Annotated in this window: 20 protein-coding genes; 12 read left to right on the top strand and 8 right to left on the bottom strand. The window is 71.1% G+C overall.

Going from position 1 to position 19326, the window contains the following annotated elements:
* Positions 1–2: 2 nt before the first annotated feature.
* From ABZX02_RS23945 to ABZX02_RS23935, 3 genes are read right to left on the bottom strand one after another with little or no spacing between them, the layout of a single operon-like run.
* Positions 3–197: a helix-hairpin-helix domain-containing protein gene (locus ABZX02_RS23945; RefSeq protein ID WP_355300779.1), complete on the bottom strand. Its 195-nt coding sequence runs from the start codon at positions 195–197 to the stop codon at positions 3–5.
* Positions 194–820 carry a response regulator transcription factor gene (locus ABZX02_RS23940; protein ID WP_355300778.1) on the bottom strand — a complete coding sequence of 209 codons (627 nt, stop codon included), beginning with the start codon at positions 818–820 and terminating at the stop codon, positions 194–196. The genes ABZX02_RS23945 and ABZX02_RS23940 overlap by 4 nt, the downstream gene beginning before the upstream one ends.
* Positions 817–1950, bottom strand: a complete 1134-nt coding sequence (locus ABZX02_RS23935; RefSeq protein ID WP_355300777.1) for a histidine kinase — start codon at positions 1948–1950, stop codon at positions 817–819. Before ABZX02_RS23935 ends, ABZX02_RS23940 begins: the two co-directional genes overlap by 4 nt.
* A 108-nt stretch (positions 1951–2058) precedes the next feature.
* Between ABZX02_RS23935 and ABZX02_RS23930 the strand changes: the two genes are divergently transcribed.
* The 3 genes from ABZX02_RS23930 to ABZX02_RS23920 all read left to right on the top strand — a co-directional run bounded on the left by ABZX02_RS23930 (position 2059) and on the right by ABZX02_RS23920 (position 5526).
* Positions 2059–2748 (top strand): ABC transporter ATP-binding protein, encoded by a 690-nt coding sequence (locus tag ABZX02_RS23930; RefSeq protein ID WP_355300776.1) that lies wholly within the window; start codon positions 2059–2061, stop codon positions 2746–2748.
* A complete protein-coding gene (locus ABZX02_RS23925) occupies positions 2745–4928 on the top strand; it encodes an ABC transporter permease (RefSeq protein ID WP_355300775.1) in 2184 nt (727 codons plus the stop codon). The genes ABZX02_RS23930 and ABZX02_RS23925 overlap by 4 nt, the downstream gene beginning before the upstream one ends.
* 76 nt (positions 4929–5004) lie before the next feature.
* Positions 5005–5526: a VanZ family protein gene (locus ABZX02_RS23920; RefSeq protein WP_355300774.1), complete on the top strand. Its 522-nt coding sequence runs from the start codon at positions 5005–5007 to the stop codon at positions 5524–5526.
* Here the strand turns inward: ABZX02_RS23920 and ABZX02_RS23915 are convergent.
* The gene (locus tag ABZX02_RS23915; protein ID WP_355300773.1) at positions 5523–6059 is read right to left on the bottom strand and encodes an SMI1/KNR4 family protein; all 537 of its coding nucleotides are present in this window, start codon (positions 6057–6059) and stop codon (positions 5523–5525) included. The two genes, ABZX02_RS23920 and ABZX02_RS23915, sit on opposite strands and share 4 nt — an antisense overlap.
* Before the next feature lie 92 nt (positions 6060–6151).
* Between ABZX02_RS23915 and ABZX02_RS23910 the strand changes: the two genes are divergently transcribed.
* The 7 genes from ABZX02_RS23910 (at position 6152) to ABZX02_RS23880 (ending at position 11570) form a co-directional block, all read left to right on the top strand.
* The gene (locus ABZX02_RS23910; RefSeq protein ID WP_355300772.1) at positions 6152–6478 is read left to right on the top strand and encodes a hypothetical protein; all 327 of its coding nucleotides are present in this window, start codon (positions 6152–6154) and stop codon (positions 6476–6478) included.
* The gene (locus ABZX02_RS23905; protein WP_355300771.1) at positions 6475–7659 is read left to right on the top strand and encodes a C40 family peptidase; all 1185 of its coding nucleotides are present in this window, start codon (positions 6475–6477) and stop codon (positions 7657–7659) included. The genes ABZX02_RS23910 and ABZX02_RS23905 overlap by 4 nt, the downstream gene beginning before the upstream one ends.
* A 41-nt stretch (positions 7660–7700) precedes the next feature.
* Positions 7701–8054 (top strand): hypothetical protein, encoded by a 354-nt coding sequence (locus ABZX02_RS23900; protein WP_355300770.1) that lies wholly within the window; start codon positions 7701–7703, stop codon positions 8052–8054.
* The gene (locus ABZX02_RS23895; RefSeq protein ID WP_355300769.1) at positions 8051–8488 is read left to right on the top strand and encodes a YbaB/EbfC family nucleoid-associated protein; all 438 of its coding nucleotides are present in this window, start codon (positions 8051–8053) and stop codon (positions 8486–8488) included. The genes ABZX02_RS23900 and ABZX02_RS23895 overlap by 4 nt, the downstream gene beginning before the upstream one ends.
* A gap of 54 nt (positions 8489–8542) precedes the next feature.
* Positions 8543–9757 (top strand): primosomal protein, encoded by a 1215-nt coding sequence (locus ABZX02_RS23890; RefSeq protein WP_355300768.1) that lies wholly within the window; start codon positions 8543–8545, stop codon positions 9755–9757.
* Between the two features lie 86 nt (positions 9758–9843).
* A complete protein-coding gene (locus ABZX02_RS23885; RefSeq protein WP_355300767.1) occupies positions 9844–10587 on the top strand; it encodes a GntR family transcriptional regulator in 744 nt (247 codons plus the stop codon).
* Between the two features lie 2 nt (positions 10588–10589).
* The gene (locus ABZX02_RS23880; RefSeq protein WP_355300766.1) at positions 10590–11570 is read left to right on the top strand and encodes a dTDP-glucose 4,6-dehydratase; all 981 of its coding nucleotides are present in this window, start codon (positions 10590–10592) and stop codon (positions 11568–11570) included.
* Here the strand turns inward: ABZX02_RS23880 and ABZX02_RS23875 are convergent.
* Positions 11554–12648, bottom strand: coding sequence for an adenosine deaminase (locus tag ABZX02_RS23875; RefSeq protein WP_355300765.1), 1095 nt, complete (start codon positions 12646–12648; stop codon positions 11554–11556). The two genes, ABZX02_RS23880 and ABZX02_RS23875, sit on opposite strands and share 17 nt — an antisense overlap.
* Before the next feature lie 650 nt (positions 12649–13298).
* Between ABZX02_RS23875 and ABZX02_RS23870 the strand changes: the two genes are divergently transcribed.
* Both ABZX02_RS23870 and ABZX02_RS23865 read left to right on the top strand, forming a co-directional pair.
* Positions 13299–14741: a hypothetical protein gene (locus ABZX02_RS23870; RefSeq protein WP_355300764.1), complete on the top strand. Its 1443-nt coding sequence runs from the start codon at positions 13299–13301 to the stop codon at positions 14739–14741.
* A gap of 198 nt (positions 14742–14939) precedes the next feature.
* Complete coding sequence (locus ABZX02_RS23865; protein WP_355300763.1) at positions 14940–16433, top strand: serine/threonine-protein kinase; 1494 nt, start codon at positions 14940–14942, stop codon at positions 16431–16433.
* On the opposite strand, the gene ABZX02_RS23860 is transcribed toward ABZX02_RS23865, so the two are convergent.
* Genes ABZX02_RS23860 through ABZX02_RS23850 form a run of 3 tightly spaced genes read right to left on the bottom strand, consistent with a single transcriptional unit; the run spans position 16430 to position 19324 of the window.
* Positions 16430–17704 (bottom strand): thymidine phosphorylase, encoded by a 1275-nt coding sequence (locus ABZX02_RS23860; RefSeq protein ID WP_355300762.1) that lies wholly within the window; start codon positions 17702–17704, stop codon positions 16430–16432. The genes ABZX02_RS23865 and ABZX02_RS23860 overlap by 4 nt on opposite strands.
* Positions 17701–18090: a cytidine deaminase gene (locus tag ABZX02_RS23855; protein ID WP_090067213.1), complete on the bottom strand. Its 390-nt coding sequence runs from the start codon at positions 18088–18090 to the stop codon at positions 17701–17703. The genes ABZX02_RS23860 and ABZX02_RS23855 overlap by 4 nt, the downstream gene beginning before the upstream one ends.
* On the bottom strand, positions 18083–19324 hold the full coding sequence (locus tag ABZX02_RS23850; protein ID WP_355301062.1) for an ABC transporter permease: 1242 nt from the start codon (positions 19322–19324) through the stop codon (positions 18083–18085). The genes ABZX02_RS23855 and ABZX02_RS23850 overlap by 8 nt, the downstream gene beginning before the upstream one ends.
* Between the last annotated feature and the right edge of the window lie 2 nt (positions 19325–19326).

Raw genomic sequence — 19326 nt, 5'->3', positions numbered from 1 at the left:
CGCTAGTCGGCGGCGTAGGCCTTGCCCTGCGCCGCCAACTCCTCCCCCAGGATCCTGATGGCCTTCGGGCCGACGCCGTGGATCTTCAGCAGTTCCTTCGCCGACACCTCCGTCAGCGAGTCGAACGTCGTGTACCCGTGGGCCGCGAGCTCACGGGTGGCCACCTTGCCGATGGCGTGCGGGAACTCCGAGCTCACGAGTTCACCAGCCCGGCCCGCCACGCCCACGACGCGATCCCGACGCGGTTCTTCACGTTCAGCTTCGTCTGCACCGACGCCAGGTGCGTCTTCACCGTCGACAGCGACAGGAACAGCGACGACGCGATCTCCTGGTTCGACAGGCCGCGCGCGACCTCGCGCACCACGTCCTGCTCGCGTGCCGTCAGCAACGACAGGTCGGGCCGCTCGGCCGGCCGCGCGAAGTGCTCCAGCATCCGCACGGTCACCTGGGGCGAGATCAGCGCGTTGCCCGCGGCGGCGGCCCGCACGGCCTCGACCAGCAGCGCCGGGCCGGCGTCCTTGGTGAGGAACCCGGACGCGCCGTTCTCCAGCGCGGTGTGCACGTACTCGTCCAGGTCGAACGTCGTCACCACGACGACCTTCGTGGTGGGCGAGAGCTTCTTGGTGACCTCCAGCCCGTCGAGTCCGGGCATGCGGATGTCGAGCAGCGCCACGTCGGGGTTGTGCTCGCGGGCGGCCGTGACCGCCGAGACGCCGTCGGGGACGTCCGCGACGACCGTGATGTCCGGCTGCTTCTCCAGGATCATCCGAAACCCGACGCGGACCATCTCCTGGTCGTCGGCGATGAGAACCGAGATCACTTGTTCCCTTCCAGGGGTAGCTCGGCGAGCACCTGCCAGCCGTTCTCGCGCGGACCCGCGGAGAACAGGCCGCCCAGCAGGTCGACCCTCTCACGCATGCCCACGAGACCGTAGCCACCCTGGTTCAGCTCGTGCTGCTGCTGCCCGTCGTCGGCCACGACCACGCGCAACGCCCTGCCGGACGTCCTGGCGATCTCCACGTCGATCATGGTGGGCCGGACGGCGTGTTTGTGCACGTTGGTGAGCGACTCCTGGACCAGGCGCAGCACCGACCGGCCGAGCTCGGGGGCGACCACGTCGGGCAGGTCGATGCGCAGCCGGGTCTCGAAGCCCAGTTCGCGGGTGCGTTCGACGGCCGCGATGACGTCGGCGGCGAGGTCGGTGGTGGCCGCCTCGGTCTCGCCCTGGCGCAGCGTGCCGACCAGCCGCCGCATGGCGCCGAGGGCCTCCGTGCCCGAACGGACCATGCCGGGCAGCAGGCGGTGGGCGGCCTGCGGGTCGTCCTCGGAGACCTCCAGGGCCGCCTGGGCCTGCACGAGCATGCCCGTCACGTGGTGGGCGACGACGTCGTGGAGCTCGCGGGCCAGTGCGATCCGCTCCTCCTTCTGCGCGTCGGTGACGGCGGCGGCGATGAGACGACCGCTCTCGGCGTCGCGGGCGCGGAAGTACAGGCCGGTGCCGACGGCGGCGAAGCCGAGCACGAGCGAGCCGAGCATCTCGTTGTAGTTGCTGCCGGAGAGCCAGTTGCCGCGGACGATCGCGGCGAAGAAGCTCACGGCCATCAGCGCGCCGACCGACCAGGTGGCGGAGCGGCGGGGTTCCTCCCGCACGACCACGGCCGTGATGACCAGGCACGCGCCGGTCTCGGCGATGGTCAGCGGGCTCAGGATCGTGGGCACGTACACGTTGAAGACGCCCATGACGAGCGACACCAGGAAGATCGACAGGACCGCGACCGGGATGGTGAAGGCCCGCGACTTGAACGACGTGACGGCCACGACGCACACCGGGACCGTCAGCAGCCACACCAGCGCTCCACCGGTCCCGAGGTCGCCCATGATGACGAGCTCGCCCAGCATCAGCAGGGCGAGCAGGGCGGCGATCGGCCATTGGCCCCGATGACTGTCCACGGGGGACAACGGTAGGACCACCAGACCTCTCCGGCCTCGGTCATCCGGCTGATCCGGTGTGTCGTCAAGGCTGAGGTTTCGCGGCCGCGCGCACGGCACCTTGAGAACATGAATTCCGTTCTGGCCGCTCGTGGCCTGGTCAAGACCTACGGCGACGTGCACGCGCTCGCCGGGGTGGACATCGACATCTCCGCCGGGGACGTGCTGGCGGTCGTCGGCCCGTCCGGCTCCGGCAAGACGACGCTGCTGCACGTGCTGTCCGGCATCCTGCGCGCCGACGGCGGCGAGGTGTTCCTCGACGGGCGCGCGATCGGCGAGCTGAACGAGACCGGGCGCAGCGCGTTGCGGCGCACGGCGTTCGGGTTCGTCTTCCAGTCGGGGATGCTCGTCGCCGAGCTCACCGCCGAGGAGAACGCGGCGCTGCCGATGCTGCTCGCGGGCGGCGCGCGGGACGAGTCGCTCGGCGCGGCCAGGCTGTGGCTCGCGCGGCTCGGTCTGCAGGGCCTCGAGAAGCGGCTGCCGAGCCAGCTCTCCGGCGGGCAGGCGCAGCGCGTGGCGATCGCGCGGGCGCTCGCCCACAAGCCGCGGGTGATCTTCGCCGACGAACCGACCGGCGCCCTCGACACCCGCACCGGCCAGGAGATGATGACCGCGCTGCTGCAGGCCGCCGAGGAGACCGGGGCAGCCGTCGTCATCGTCACGCACGACAAGGCGATCGCGGACCGGGCGCTGCGCGTCGTCGAGATCCAGGACGGGAAGATCGCCGCGGCCGAGTCGACCAGGGCGGTGTCCGCGTGAGGATCGCCCTCGCGGTGCTGCGCCGGGACCGCCGCAGCCAGATCGCCACCGCGCTGGTCGCGCTCGGCGTGATGATCGCGGTGTCACTGGTCCTGTGGCTGCTCGCCGCTCCGAACGGACTGCAGGCGCGCGCCGACCGCACGGCGTGGCGCGACGTGCACACCAACGCCGACGGCAAGGGCACGATCTCCGTCGCGATGACCAGGGACTCGTACCGGGGCCTGGTCATCGAACGGTGGGACGTCGCCCGCAACGAGCCCGGTGCCGTGCCGGTGGCCAAGGGCATCGCGCGCTACCCGGAGGCGGGCGAGGTGCTGCTGTCCCCCGCCCTCGCGGACCTGGTGCGCGAGGCGCCCGCGGAGAACCTCGGCAACCGGTTCCCCGGCCAGGTGATCGCCGAGCTCGGGCCGGAGGCGTTGAAGTACGAGGACGAACTGGTCGCGATCGTCGGCCAGAACGCCGTGGCGAACGGCGACCCGACGTCGGGCCTCGCGAACACCTACGCGTCGTACGAGGACGACTACAAGGGCCTGCTCTACCTGCTCACCCGCGTCGGACTGGTGGTGCTGGTGGTGCCGTGCCTCGTGCTGGTCGCGTCGGCGGCCCGGCTGACGGCGGCGAAGCGGGAACGTCGGCTCGCGGCGTTGCGGCTCGCGGGCGCGTCACCCCGGCAGGTCGTCGTGATGACCGCGATCGAGACGGCGGTCGGCGCGGTGGTCGGCAGCGTGCTCGGCGTGCTGCTGGCGCAGCCGTTCAGCCACCTCACGGCGAAGATCCCGTGGGAGGGCGGCACCTGGTACCCCGGCGACTTCGTGCCCGACCCCCTGACCGTGACCGCCGTGGCCGTGCTGGCGCCGGTGCTCGTCGTCGCGGCGGCGATCGTCGGACTGCGCCGCGTCGTGCGGCAACCCCTTGCGGCGGAGGAGAAGCGCCGGGTGCGGCCGTGGCGGCTGCTGATGATCGCCGGCGCCATCGGCGTGTTCTTCCTCGGCATCACGGTCGCGCAGAACGGCGGCGGCGGTGACCGGTTCACCGTGGTGCTGCTGGGCCTCGGCGGCGTGGCGCTCGCGTTGGTGCTGGCCGGTCCCGTCGTCACCGCGTGGGTCGGCCGGTTCTTCGTGGGCCGCTGGCGCAGGCCGTCGACGTTGCTCGCGGGCCGCAGGCTCTCCGGCGACCCGGTGGCGGCGTTCCGCGGCTCGGCGGGCGTGGTGATCGCGGTCTTCACCGGCTCGATGGCGCTGACCATGTTGCCGGGCCTCGAGTCCACGGTGCCGGGCCGCGACACGACGTGGAAGACCGACGCCATCGTCGCGGAGCAGGTGGGGGTCGACGTCACCCCGTTGCGGCTGGTGACCTCGGCTCCGATCGTCACGATGCTCGACGGCGGCCTCGGCAACGGCGACCCCGACCACTACGGCTACAACGTGGTCGTCGGCAGGTGCGCGGACGTGGCGAAGGTGATGGAGCTGACCTGCGCGGACGGCCCGGCGGTGTACGCGCCGGAAAAGCCTCGCTGGGACCACTTCCGAGCCAGTTCGACCGACGGCGAGATCCGGGCGCAGCTGCCGGCGCGGTACGAGACGCGCCCGTTCACGCCGACCGGCCGGGTCGACGCGGTGATCGACCCGGAGCTCCTGCCCGCCGTGCAGGGCAAGGTGTCGCTGGTCGGTGTGCCGACGACACCGGAGAACCGCGAGGCCGTGCACACCGCGATGATCCGCACGCTGCCGGGCGCGCCGCTGTCGGACGAGGCGCGCGGCCTGCGCGGCGACACCCTGACGGAGGACCTGCGGCGGGCCACGGTCATCGGCCTGTCCATCGCGGCGGTGCTCGGCGGCATCGGCGCGGCGGTCGCGGCGGCGGGGTCGGTGATCGACCGCAGGCGCACTTTCGGCGCGCTGATCGCGGCGGGGACACCGGTTCGCGTGCTGGCTCACGCATTGCGCCGAGAAGTGGTGCTTCCCGTGTTCGCCGTCACAATTGCGGCGTGCGCGGCGGGAATTGTCGTGGGACTCGGATTGCTCACGCTGGCACGCGGAATGATGGGCGGTGAGGATTTGCCGCTCACGCCGTGGGTGGCCGCTCCCGTGGCGGTCGGCGTCCTGGTCGCGCTGGTGGCGGCCCTGGCGTGCGGTCCGGTACTACGCGGCATCAGCCCCCGGGATTACGCGGCGGAGTAGCGCTCGGCCGGAAGTACGAGGTCGGAATGGCCCTCAGCGCGATGTGCGCGGAGGGCCATTTCCATAGCTTTGATTCATGACGAATGCACAGCTCGCGAGCATCCAATGGGGCGTTTTCCTCTCGATCGTCTTCCTGCTCCCGCAGCTGCTTTTCCGTCAGCTCAGCTTCCGCAGCGCGACGATCACCGTCTACGCGAGCATGCTGTTCTCCGCGACGTTCCTGCCGCTGCAGACCGTCGCACCGCGCCAGTCCGTGCAGCTGGTCCCGTTCCAGTGGATCGCCGACACGTTCCGCGACGGCCAGATCGCGTTCGACCAGATGACGCTGAACGTGCTGCTGTTCGTGCCGCTCGGCGTGATGCTGATGTTCTGGGGCAGGCGCACCGCCGGCCAGGCCGCGCTGATCGGTTACGGCGTGTCGCTGCTGATCGAGGGCTCGCAGCTGCTGTGGGCCAACCGGATCTTCGACGTGGACGACCTGATCACCAACACGACCGGCACGGCGCTGGGCTGGCTCGGCGCGCTCGCCGCGGTGAAGGTCTACACCCGCGTGACCGCCGCGGCCGTGCCGCAGCGCGAGCTCGCCGGCGTGCGCTAGCTGGTGCGCCAGCCCAGCTCGCCCGCGGTGTTGACCTCCGGGAAGCAGTGGCCGACCGTGCTGCGGGTCTCCAGGGCCGTCGCCACCTGGTCGAACATCTCCACGATCGACGTCCACTCCGGCTTGACCATCTCGTTGCGCTCCTGGTCCCACTCGACCACGCAGCCGCGCAGCACGCCGGGCCGCAGGTCGACCGCGAGCACGTCGCCGGTGCCGTCGAACGCGATCGGGAGCCAGCCGGGGTGGAACCCGCTCGTCGGCGCACCCGCCTCGGAGGAGTCGCCGGGCCCGCCCGCCAGGGTGTCCCTGAGCACGAACGCGCGGTCGGCGTCGAGCGGCGTGTAGAAGGGCGGCAGGATCTCGGCGAAGAGGTTCTCCTCCGTGCCGCCGTAGACGCTCCACCAGAGCTGGAGATCGATCGGAACCCGAAGATCCGGCAGCGCGTCATACCTCGGGCGCAACACGGCGCGGGTGGCCGGAGCGTGCTCCGCCAGCCATGCCAGGATCCGGTTCCAGTGCTCGATCACACCCACCGCTCCATGATCTTGGCGGAACGTCGGGCGAGGTACCGCTCATCGGGGCAGGATCAACGCGAACAGGTCACTACTGGGGGAAGAGCGTTCAGATGGCGGAACAAGGCCTGAAGGTCGACCTCGACGCCTTGACCGGGTACGCGTCGGCCGTGAGCGGTCTCGCGAGCGAGGTCGGCGCGGTCGGCACCGGCACGTTGAACGGAACGACCAGCCTGCCCGGCGACTGCTTCGGCAAGATCGGCGCCGAGGTCGGGCTCAACGCCGCGTTCCAGGCAGCCGCGCAGACGCAGCTCGACGCCCTCAAAGCCGCGTCGACGGGTCTCGCCGGGCTCGGCACCGCGGTCGGGAAGGCCCGCGAGGCCTACACCGCGATGGAGGACGCGCACAGGGCGTCGCTGAACAAGGCGGCTCAGGCATGAGCGTCGAGGGACTGCTGAGCCAGTTCATCGCGCCCATGAAGGAGGACCTCGCGAAGCTCGACGGGGACACCGGCGGCGCGACGAGGGCGGGCGACGCGTTCAGCCGCGCCCAGACCGCGATGACCGACCTCGGCACGCGGCACGCCTCGGCCTCCGCCGCCGTGCTGAACACGTGGTCCGGTGACAAGGCCAACGCCTTCACCGCCCGCGTCTCCGCGTTCGCCTCGGCCACGGCCCTGCTGTCCGCCAACGCCTCGGCGATCAAGACCGCGGCCTCGACCGGGGTGACCGCCGTGACCGGCGGCCGCACCGCGATCCAGGGCCTCATCGACGAGTTCACCGCCAAGGCGACCCCGAAGCTCGCCGCCGCGCTCGCCCTGTCCCTCGTGGCCGGGCCGGGCGTCGTGCTCGCGGCCCTCGCGGACCTGGCCGGCATGGCGTCCGGCTACCAGGGCAAGACCTCCGCCGAGCTGCAGAAGGTGCGCGACCAGCTCACCCAGCTCGTCGGGCAGCTGAACGGCCTGCAGAAGCCGGACACCGGCGCGCTGGGCAGGCTCGGCGATCCCCTCGGCGGCGACGAGGGCACCACCTCGGCGGCCGGCGCCACCGACACGTTGCCGCAGGAGTCCGGTCCCGGCACCCAGTCCGGCAGCTCGGGTTCGGGCGGCGGCGGCGGTGGTGGCGGAGGGGGCGGCGGTGGCGGTGGCGGTGGCGGTGGCGGCGGTGGAGGAGGCGGTGGTGGATCCGGCCCGCGCCTGCCCGTCGCGATCCCGCCGCAGCCCGGTGAGGGCGTCGGCGTGAACCTGCCCGACGGCAGCAGCGCCGAGGCCCCGAACGAGACCGCGGCCAAGGCCGTGCGCAACGCGCTGTCGGCCCTGGGCACCCCGTACGTCTGGGGCGGCGCGAACCCGCCGCAGGGCACCGACTGCTCCGGCCTCACCCAGTGGGCGTACGGCGGCGCGGGCTTCGACATCCCGCGCCCGGCGTCGTCGCAGGCGATGGGCGCCTCGGTGCCGCCGGACCAGCTGCTGCCCGGCGACCTGGTGGTGTGGGACGGGCACGTGGCGATGGTGATCGGCAACGGCCAGATGGTCGAGGCCGGTGACCCGGTCCAGGTGCAGCCGATCCGGACCACGAACAGCGGGATGTCGTTCTACGGCTTCTACCGGCCGACCGGCTGACCCGACTTTGGGGCACACTGTCCACATCAGGGGGTGATCACGTGGACGACGACGTCCAGCGCGCCGCGCGGAAGGCACGCGATGTCGAGCAGGCCGTGTCGGAGCACGTCACGCGCAGTGGTCCCATCACGGGACGTGCGTCCTCTCCGGACGGTGCGGTGACGGTGGTCGCCACGCCCGGTGGCCCGCCGCAGCAGATCGCGGTGAGCCCGGCGGCGTTGCGGATGGGCCCGCACGGCCTGGCCACCGAGATCATGCGGATCGCCGAGAAGGCCCAGCGCGCCGCGAACACCCGCCTGCACCAGACACTGGAACGCGTCGTCGACCCGCGCGAACTGGAGGCCGTCGGCATCGAACGCGGTCAGGACGAGGACGACTTCGGGTGGCGGCGGTGAACGAGGAACGCCTGCAGGCGGCCGAGCAGCTCCAGCGCGACCTGGGCGCGTTGACCGCGACGGCCGAGCACCCGAACGGCATGTGCATGGTCACGGCGTCGCCAAAGGGCGAGATCAGGGCACTGCACCTGCACCCGGCGCTGCTGCAGCAGGGCGCGCAGGCCGTCGGGCAGGTCGTCACGGAGACCGTGCGGCTCGCCACGAACGCGGCCGTGCAGGTCAGCTTCAACAAGATGGCGCTCGCGCTGGGCGACGGCATGGCGATCGACGTCGAATCGATCGCCGGAGACTCACCCTTCCGGTCCACGTGGAACCCGGTCGTGCCGCCTGAACCCGCAGCTCCGGAGGCGGTGCCGGACCGCAGGCCGCGGCCCGCGCGCGTCGAGGACACCGACGACGACGCTTTCTTCGACAACCCCTCGTGGCTTCGGTGATCAGCACCGTTAGGCTCGTCGACGGCATCAGGCAGGCGTGACCGGGAGGTCAGGATGGCGCAGGACATCGTCCCCATCGAGCTGGGGCTGACTCAGGGTGACGTCGTCACCCTGTGGGCACCTCGCTGGCGCGAGAAGGGCGAGGAGTGGGAGGCGTTCCTCGGCGACGAGGATGACCTGTTCGTCTTCCCCGACGCCGCGCACCTCGCCGCGTTCGTGCGCACCGCCGAGGAGCACGACCTGACCGATCACCCCGCGTGGCCGGTCGTGCCGTCGCTGGGCGTCGCGGACCTCTCGCCGGACGACAACCACCAGTTCGACCTCGTCGGCGTGCCCGAGCTCGTCGCGGAGGACCCGGACACCTGGACGATCGGCGAGCTCGCCGACGTCATCGCGATCGTGCGCGCCCTCGCGGACGTCTGCGACCTGGAGAAGGTCCACGAGGTGCTCGACAGCGCCGAGGGCTTCTCGCTGCTGCCGCAGGGCACGCTGCCGTTCAGCGGCCGCGACGGCGGCAAGCTGTGGGGCGAGCTGTCCGAGGTCGTCTCCGAGAAGTGGGACGAGGTCCTCGACGCGATCGACAGCGTGGTGAACACGCCGGAGGTCCCCGAGAAGGAGCTCGCCGTCGCGCAGGAGGAGCTCGCCGCACTGGAGGCCGAGACCGCCGCCGCTGCCGTCGACTCCCCGGACGAGGACTCCGACGAGGAGAAGGACGAGCCCACCGGCTTCTGGGCCGAGGTCGGCGTCGACCCCATCAAGATCATCACGTCGGCCGGCGAGTTCTACACGCTGCGCTGCTACCTCGGTGACGACCCGGTGCTCCTGGGCCGCCGCGGCAAGATCGAGGTCTTCACCTCGCCGCGCGCCCTGAGCCGCTTCGTCGCCGAGAACGACGAGCACGACCTGGCCGAGGTCGAGACCTGGAACGACATCAAGGTCAAGGCCACCGCGGGCGAGCTCGACGTGGACGTCGACGACGAGAACGTCTACGTGCTCACCGGCATCGCCGAGGACATGGAGGAGGGCCCCGACTCCCTCGACCCGCAGCAGCTCGACCTCGCCGTCGAACTGTTCGAGGACGCGGCGGAGTGGGCCGAGGACGAGTCCGTGAAGGACGCGCTCGCCTCGTCCGAGTCGCTGGGCTGGCTCGTGTCGTACGTCGTGGCGCCGGACCCGACGCGTCTCGCGCCGTCCGCCCCGTACGACGCCGAGGTGGCCGCGTTCCGCGAGCTGCAGGCGAAGTTCGAGGACAGGCTCAACAGCAACTGAGTCCGCTTTGTCGAGAGGGCCACCCGCACCGCGGGTGGTCCTCTTTTTCGTTCCGCGGGTTGCGCTCGCCTGTATGATACAGGTTTATGACAGGTTCTCGGTCGCAGCGCCTCGCCGCCGAACTGCGGGAACGCATCACGCTCGGCGACTACGGACCGGCGGGGTCGATCGAGAGCGAGGCCGAACTGGGCCGTCGCTACGAGGTCAGCCGCGTCACCGTGCGGCGTGCTCTGGAACAACTGCGCGATGAAGGCCTTCTGGCGTCCCGCAAAGGTGCCGGCTGGTACGTCGTGTCGTTCGCACAGCCGTTGGCACTAGGCACGTTCCAGCACGCGCAGTCCGCCGTCGCCGAGGCCGGTGTCGCGCTGGTGCGCACGGTGCTCGAGTACGGCTACCGCCCGCCACCCGCCGGGGTCGCCTCGACGTTGGGCGAGGGCGAGATGCTGCGCGTGCGGTCGTTGCGCCGCACCGGGGAGACACCGCTGGACGTCGTGACGGAGTGGGTGCCGCTCGCGCTCGCCGCACCGGTCAGCCGTGCCGACGCCGAGTCGCCCGGCACGTGGGAGACGTTGCGCCGCAACGGTAACCAGATCGCCGTCGTGCGGCAGAGCATCGCGGCCGTCGCGGCGGGCGACATCGGCACGCTGCTCGGCGTCACGGCCGCCACCCCGGTGTTGCTGGTGCGCCGCACCGCGTTCGACGGCGCCGAGCGGCCGATCGCCCTGTCCGAGCACCACTACCTGGGCCACCGGTTCCAGCTGGAGGTCGAGTTCCGCGGCTGGCCCGGCGCGGAACCTCCCGGCGTCGCCGAGATCGCAACGGAGGACTGACCATGCGCGTGCTCGTCACCGGCGCGGCCGGGTTCATCGGCTCGCACTTCGCCCGCTACTGGCTGCGCGAACACCCGGCGGACGAGGTGATCGCCCTGGACGCGCTGACCTACCGCGGCACCCGCGCGAACCTGCCGGCCGACGTGCCGTTCGTGCACGCGGACATCGCCGACGCCGACGTCGAGGGCGTCGACGTGGTGGTGAACTTCGCGGCCGAGTCGCACAACTCGCTGGCCGTCCTCGATCCCGCCCGCTTCTTCCGCACCAACGTCCTGAGCACGCAGGCGTTGCTGGAGTCGTGCCGCCGAGCGGGCGTCCGGCGGTTCCACCACGTGTCGACGTGCGAGGTGTACGGCGATCTCGCACTGGACGCCACCGAGGCGTTCCACGAGGAGTCGCCCTACCGCCCGCGCACGCCGTACAACGCGTCGAAGGCCGCCGCCGACCACGCCGTGCGCTCGTACTTCGAGACGTTCGACCTGCCGGTGACGATCACCAACTGCGCCAACAACTACGGCCCGCGCCAGTTCCCCGAGAACGTGCTGCCGCTGTTCACAACGCGCGCGTTGAACGGCGAACAACTCCCGCTCTACGCGTCGAGCGACAACCGCCGCGAGTGGATCCACGTCCTGGACCACTGCCGCGCCATCGACGCCGTGCTCCGGGAAGGCGTCGTGGGCGAGACCTACCACGTGGGCACCGGTGTCGAGGCGAGCGTCGACCAGATCGCCGACCTCGTGCTGGACGAGCTCGGCCTGCCCGCGTCCCGCAAGTCGGTCGTGGCGGACCGCCCCGGCCACGACCGCCGCTACCTGCTCGACTCCACCAGGATCGGCCGCGAGCTCGGGTGGCGCCCGGAGACCGGCTTCGACACCGGCGTCCGGGACACCATCCGCTGGTACGCGGCCAACCGCGCGTGGTGGGAGCCGCTGCTCCAGCGCACCACGATCGACGAGACCGCCTGGGCTACGACTGCGCGGTGAGCGCCGCGTACCCCGGCTTGACCAGCTCGTTGATGATCGCGAGCCGCTCGTCGAACCCGAGGAACGCCGACTTCATGGCGTTGATCGTGAACCACTGCAGGTCCGCCCACCCGTACCCGAACGTCTCCGCCAGCGCGGCGAACTCGCTCGACAGCGAGCAGTCGCTCATCAGGCGGTTGTCGGTGTTCACGGTGACGCGGAACCGAAGCTTCGCGAGCAGCCCGATGGGGTGCTCGGCGAGCGTGGGCGCCGCGCCGGTCTGCAGGTTCGACGTCGGGCACATCTCCAGCGGGATGCGGCGGTCGCGCACGTACGCGGCCAACCGTCCCAACTGGACGGTCCCGTCCCCGGAGACCTTGATGTCGTCGACGATCCGCACGCCGTGCCCGAGCCGTTCGGCACCGCAGTGCTGGATCGCCTCCCAGATGGACGGCAACCCGAACGCCTCACCGGCGTGGATCGTGAAGTGCGCGTTCTGCTGACGCAGGTACTCGAACGTGTCGAGCCCCCTGGTGGGAGGGAACCCGGCCTCGGGCCCGGCGATGTCGAACCCGACGACACCGAGGTCGCGGTACCGCACGGCCAGCTCGGCGATGCGCAGCCAGCCCTCGTTCTGTCGCATCGCGCACAGCAACGTTCCGATGCGGATCTTCCGCCCGGTGGCGGCAACCCGCTGCTCACCGACCCGGAAACCCTCCTGGACGGCCTCGACGACCTGTTCCAGCGAGAGGCCCTTCTCCGTGTTCAACTCGGGCGCGTAACGGATCTCCGCGTAGACGACCCCGTCCGCGGCCAGGTCCTCCACGGCCTCGGCGGCGACGCGGACAAGGGACTGCTCGTCCTGCATCACACCGCACGTGTGCGCGAAGCCTTCGAGGTAGCGCACCAACGAGCCGGAGTTGGCGTTGTCGCGGAACCAGCCGCCGAGGACGCCCGCGTCTGTGGTGGGCAGGCCCTGGTAGCCGGTGGCATCGGCGAGTTCGATCACCGTCTGCGGGCGGAGGCCACCGTCGAGGTGGTCGTGCAGCAGCACCTTCGGCGCGCTGCGGATGGACTCCAAGGTAAGCGGCGTGGACATTGCCCCACGTTACTCCAGCCGCCGCAACCCCCAGGGGGCCAGCGACCCGAGGCACACGGCACCAGCCGCAGCCGCCCTCGCACGGCAACCACGACGCGAGCCCGGCGCGCGGTGCCAACCGGACAGCCGACGACGAAGGCCAACCACTCACGCAGCCTGGCGTGGCGATGCGAAGCGAGCCGTCTGAACCTCTGCGCGCTGCGAGGCGGTAAGGCCCCAGCTTCGGCGATCGGGGCTTGACTTTGGGTGCGAGGTGCTACCCCTCGCGGATCGGCCGCAACCCGACCCGCCCCATTCGACCGAACGGGCACGACACGCCGCCCGATTGCCAGCGAAAACGATCTTGCCACCGATATGATCATTTGTCGGTTGCCCGTCGTTGCAGATCCGTGATCAGCAACTTTCTGCAACCAACCGAAGGCTTGAGTCACCCCAAGGTAGGAACATCAACGGCGGCTACAGCCTGCCCCCAGCCGGTCACTGGGCGTTCAGAGTAATCGGGTAGCCTGATCGGGTCAGTTGCCCGTCCGCACCCGGCCATTTTCTGACGGGGGTGGTACAGCGACGTCCCGCGACGCGGATAGGCTCCCGTGGTCTCCCCCTCCCCTGGACGAAGGCACTCAGCCGTGACAGAGAACAACAACTCCACGATGTCCTTCGATCGGATGCGCAACATGCTGACGCGCGCCGCGGAGATCCGTGAGAGCGAGCAGCAGCAGATCTTCGACGCGCTGGACGAGATCCACGCCCGGATGTCGCCTCTGGAGTCGCTGGGTTCGGTCCGCAAGCGCCTGTCGGAGCTGCCGGACCGCACCGAGGTCAGCGTTCTCGCTGAGCGCCTCGACGAGGCCCTCGCCAAGCTGGAGGCCCAGGACAACGCCGTCGCCGGCATCGGTCGCGCGGTCGACTCCCTGGTGGACAAGCTCGCCAAGCCCTTCGCCCAGCTCGACGGCCGTCTCGACGGTGTCGCCGGTCGCTTCGAGGGTGTCGCGGGCCGCATGGACGGCCTGGAGGACAAGCTCGCCTCCATCCACAAGCGCATCGACGACCTCGACGGCCACCTGGACAAGCAGGACGGCAAGGTCGACGCGATCCCGGGCGCCGTCACGAACCCGCTGCGCGAGCGCATCGAGGCCCTCGAGGCCGCGCTGCGCGGTCGTCTCGACGAGGTCGACGAGGGTGTGCACGAGCACCTCGACGGCACCCGCGAGGCGCTGCAGAAGATCCTCGCCGAGTCGTTCTCGAGCGTGCACGGCCGCGCCGACGAGCAGCGTGACGCCCTCGTCACCGCCCGCGCCGAGCTGGTCAAGGCCATCGCCGAGAGCCGCGGGGAGCTCGCCGGCGCGATCGCCGACAGCCGCGAGCAGCTCACGTCCACCGTCACCGGCAGGCACGACCAGCTGGCTGCCTCGCTCGCCGAGACGCGCACCGAGCTGTCCGGCGCCGTGGCGGAGACCCGCGGCGAACTGGCCAGCGTCGTGGCGGAGACCCGCGACTCGCTCGCCGGCACGCTGGCCGAGACCCGGTCCGAGCTCGCGACCTCGCTCGCCGAGACCCGCACCGAGCTCGCCGCGTCCGTCGCCGACACCCGCGAGGTCGTGGGCGGCAAGCTCGACGAGGCGCGCACCGCCCTGTACGCGGCGATCGAGCAGTCGCGCGACCAGGTCGACGCCGCCGACCGCCTCGAGTCCCTGGCCCGCCGCCTGGAGCTCGTCACCTCGCAGCTCGACAACATGACCAACCGCCTGGACAAGGTCGAGGACGGCTTCGCCGCCCGGATCTCCGAGCTCGGCGGCACGGTCGACGCGAACCTCACGAAGGTCGCCGAGACCGTCGGCGCCCGCCCGGACACCGACGCGCTGCAGTCCCTGGTCCGCAAGTCGAACCAGGAGTCCGAGCTGCGCATCGGCGGTCAGCTGGACGAGGCCATGGCCACGTTCGCCGAGCTCATCCTCGGCGGCGGCTCGCCCACTCCTCCCCCGCCGCCCACCGCCCTGCCGCGCCCGCAGCGCCGCACCCGCAAGAACGGCGGCCCGAAGCCGGCGAACGGCGGCAAGGACGTGGACGACGACTTGGCGGCCGAAGGCGCCTGATCGCCTGAGCCCTCCACGAGGAACGGCCCCGGAGCAGCGTCGCTCCGGGGCCGTTCCGTGTTTTCGCTGCCCTACAAGCCAAATGAGACGGGTACTCCGGTCGAACCAACGACGCGCGCGGCACGTGACTACCGAGGGAGCGCTCACACGACCGTCGCTATGCTCGCCGGATCTGGGGGCGTCCAGAAGGGATAGTCCGTGCAGCAGCAACAGCGAGTCGTCGCCAACCGCTACACCCTGCTCGTGGAGCTCGGCAGAGGTGCGATGGGCGTCGTGTGGCGTGCCCAGGACCAGCTGCTGGGCCGCGCGGTCGCGCTCAAGGAGCTGCACCCGCCGCAGGGCATCGCCGCCGAGGAGTTCGCCGTGCTGGAGGAGCGCATGCTCCGCGAGGCGCGGACGGCGGGCCGGCTGAACCACCCGGCGGTGGTGACGGTCTACGACGTCGTGCGCGAGGACGGCCGCACCTACCTCGCGATGGAACTGGTCGACGCGCTCGACCTCGCCACCATCGTGCAGAAGCACGGGCCGCGCGACTCGACGTGGATGGCGGGCGTGGCGCTGCAGGTGCTGGGGGCGCTGGAGACCGCGCACCAGGCCGGCATCGTGCACCGCGACGTCAAGCCCAGCAACATCATGGTCCGGCCGGACGGGGCGGTGAAGCTCACCGACTTCGGCATCGCGCAGGCGGTGGACGACCCGCGCCTCACGCACAACGGCGGCATCGTCGGTTCGCCCGCGTACATGTCGCCGGATCGGCTGCACGGGTGGGAGGCCTCGCCTGCCTCGGACCTGTGGGCGCTCGGCGTCACGATGGCGCACGCCGTCGAGGGCATCAGCCCGTTCGAGCGCACGTCCACGGCGTCGACGCTGCACGCGGTGATGAACGAGGCGCCGGTGCTGCGCCAGGCCTCGCCCGCGCTGGCCGAGGTGATCCGCGGCTTCCTGACCGTCGACCCGGCCCGCCGCCTCACCGCGCCGCAGGCCCGCCAGATGCTCACGGCGATCGTGCAGGGCACGGCGGTCCCGTCGGTGCACGGCACCAGGCAGCTGGAGAACGGCGGCGGCAAGAAGAACAAGCTCGTCGTCGCCGGCGCGGTCGTGCTCGGCGCCGCGGTGCTCGCGGGCGTGGCGTTCGCGGGCTACCAGGCCTTCAAGCCCAACGAGACCACGAACAACGCCGGCGCGAACACCAGCAGCAACAGCCAGCAGCAGCCGCCGCAACAGAACTCCACCGAGTGGAGCGAGAGCGCGCAACTGCCCGTGGGTGCTCCACTGCCGTCACGCCGCATCGCCACGTTCGGCCGCGGCGGTGACGTGCCCGAGTGGAACCTCTCCGGCACCCAGTGCGCCAAGGACTTCCTCACCCAGGGCTCGCCGGTGCGGCAGGACGTGCCGTGCAGCGGCCCGCACGGCATCCAGCTCTTCTCGGCCGCGACACCGTTGTGGGACAAGCCGAAGGACACGGCCTACCCCGGCGTGCAGTGGCTCGCCGACTTCACCAAGAACTACTGCACCGAGCAGTTCAAGGTGATCGAGCCGAAGATCAAGGAGCCGCTCGGGTTCACCGGACTGGTGCCCACGCAGAAGGAGTGGGAGGCGTACAACGACGCCTCGGCGCCGGGCCGCCAGGAGGTCCTGTGCGTGCTGTGGAAGCAGGACAGGTCGCCCCTGGCGGGTTCGCTCGTCGGCTAGCCCCTGATGGTGTCGATCACCAGCGGCGACCGCTCCGGCGCGGAGTCCGCGACGCTGTAGGCGCCTTCCAGCGCCTGCAGCGCACCGTCGACCGCGTCCGGGGTGTCGGTGTGGAGCTCCAGCAACGGTTGCCCGGCCTCGACGACATCGCCGGGCTTGGCCAGGCAGAGCACGCCGGCACCGAACTGCACCGGGTCCTCCTTGCGGGCCCGGCCGGCACCGAGCCGCCACGCCGCCACGCCGACGCCGTAGGCGTCCAAAGTGGACAGCACGCCGGACGAAGGTGCCTCCACCACGTGCTTGTGCGACGCGATGGGCAGGGCGGCATCGGGATCGCCGCCCTGGGCCCGGATCATCCGCGCCCACACCTCGTACGCCTCGCCCGAGGCCAGCACAGCGGCCGGGTCGACCGAGATCCCGGCCAGCGACAGCATCTCGCGGGCCAGCGCCACGGTCAGCTCGACCACGTCGGCGGGGCCGCCGCCGCGCAGCACGTCGACCGACTCGGCCACCTCGACCGCGTTGCCGACCGCACGGCCCAGCGGCACCGACATGTCCGTCAGCAGCGCCGAGATCCGCACGCCGTGCTCGACGCCGATGGCCACCAGGGCCTCGGCCAGAGCGCGCGCGGACTTCAGGTCCTTCATGAACGCGCCGGAGCCGACCTTCACGTCCAGCACCAGTGACTCGGCGCCTTCGGCGATCTTCTTCGACATGATCGACGAGGCGATCAGCGGGATCGCCTCGACGGTCCCGGTGACGTCCCGCAACGCGTAGAGCTTGCGGTCGGCCGGAGCAAGTCCTTCCGTGGCAGCGCACACGACGGCACCGACGGCGGACAGCTGGTCAAGGATCTCCGAGGTGGACAGTGCGGCCCGCCACCCCGGGATCGACTCCAGCTTGTCCAGGGTGCCGCCGGTGTGGCCGAGGCCGCGACCCGAGAGCTGCGGCACGGCGGCACCGCACGCGGCGACGAGCGGTGCCAGCGGCAGCGTGATCTTGTCGCCGACCCCGCCCGTCGAGTGCTTGTCCACCGTCGGGCGGTCGACGTGCAGCGACAGCCGTTCGCCGGACGAGATCATCGCCTGCGTCCAGCGCGCGGTCTCCGTCGCCGTCATGCCGTTGAAGAAGATCGCCATCGCGAGCGCGGACATCTGCTCGTCCGCGACCGCGCCGCGCGTGTACGCGTCGATGACCCAGTCGATCTGCTGGTCCGACAACGCGAGCCCGTCGCGCTTGGCGCGGATGACGTCCACCGCCGAGAAGCTCATGGCAGGTCCTCCGGTCCGAACGCGTCCGGCAGCACCGAGGACATCGGCAGGATGCCGGACGGGGTGTCCACCAGGCAGTCGCGACCGCCCAGCTCGTACAGCACCTGACGGCACCGGCCGCACGGCATCAGCAGCTCACCGGCACCGGAGCGGCAGGCCACCGCGACGAACCGGCCGCCGCCCGTGAGCTGCAGCTGGCCGGCCATCGCGCACTCGGCGCACAGACCCACGCCGTACGAGGCGTTCTCGACGTTGCAGCCCGTCACGATGCGGCCGTCGTCGCAGAGCGCCGCGGAGCCGACCTGCAGCCCCGAGTACGGGCAGTGGGCGAACGACGCCGCCTCCACCGCCCGTGCCCGGAGCAGGTCCCAGTCGACCTCAGCCACGGCGGTACACCAGACCGTCGGCCGCGGGCATTCGCAACCGTTGCGACGCCACGGCCAACACGGCGAGCGTCACCATGTGCGGCGCGTACGAGACGAACTCGCTCGGGATCTCGTCGAGGCTGATGTACAGCAGGTACATCAGCACGGCCACGACGATCGCCGCCGCCGCGGAGAACCACTTGCGGCGGTACAGCTGCCACACCACGATCACGGCGAGCAGGATCACGACGCCGTAGACGAGGCCGAGCACCGTCTCACCGCCGGAGCGCAGCTGCAGACCGTCGGCGTAGCCGAACAGCGCCGCACCACCGAGCAGACCGCCCGGCCGCCAGTTACCGAAGATCATCGCGGCGAGGCCGATGTAGCCGCGGCCGCCGGTCTGACCCTCCAGGTAGGACAGCTGACCGGGGTTCAGCACCAGCGCGGCGCCACCCAGACCGGCGAGACCACCGGAGACGATCACGGCGACGTACTTGTGGAAGTACACCTTGACGCCCAGCGAGTCCGCGGCGTGCGGGTTCTCGCCGACCGAGCGCAGGCGCAGGCCGAAGCGGGTGCGCCAGAGCAGGTAGTACGACAGCGGCAGCAGCAGGATCGCGATCATCGTCAGCGGCGAGACACCGGTGACGAGGCCGCGCAGGATGCCGGCGACGTCCGAGAGGACGACGCGCTGTTCCGCCTCCAACTGGCCGAGCCAGTCGGCGAAACCCGCCGCCGAGTACGTGTCGAACGGCGTGACCGGCGGCGACTGCCGCGGGTTGTTCGACAGCGGCAGGAAGATCAGCGTCGACAGGTACTTCGTCAGACCGGCGCCGAGCAGGTTGATCGCCACACCGGAGACGATGTGGTTGACGCCGAACGTGACCGTGGCGATCGCGTGCAGCAGACCGCCGAGCGAACCGAACACGACCGCCGCGACGAGCGCCGCCCACGGGCCCCACTGGTAGCCGGCCCACGCCGCGCCCCAGGTTCCCATGATCATCATGCCTTCGAGGCCGATGTTGACCACGCCGGCGCGTTCCGCCCACAGACCGCCGAGGCCGGCGAGCAGGATCGGCAGCGCGAGGCGGACCGCGGTCTGCGTCGTGCCGGACGACGTGAGCTGCGGGAAGTTCGTCAGGTACGACGTCGTCGACAGCAGTGCGATGGCGCCGGCGACGCTGAGCATGCCGACCGCCCAGCCGGGGATCTTGCGCTTGCGAGGCGCCGCGGGGACGTGCGGCTTCTCCTCCATCG

Origin of the sequence: Lentzea sp. NPDC003310 (assembly GCF_040610935.1) — a bacterium.
GTDB lineage: Bacteria > Actinomycetota > Actinomycetes > Mycobacteriales > Pseudonocardiaceae > Lentzea.
This window is presented reverse-complemented; position numbering and strand designations above follow the sequence as displayed.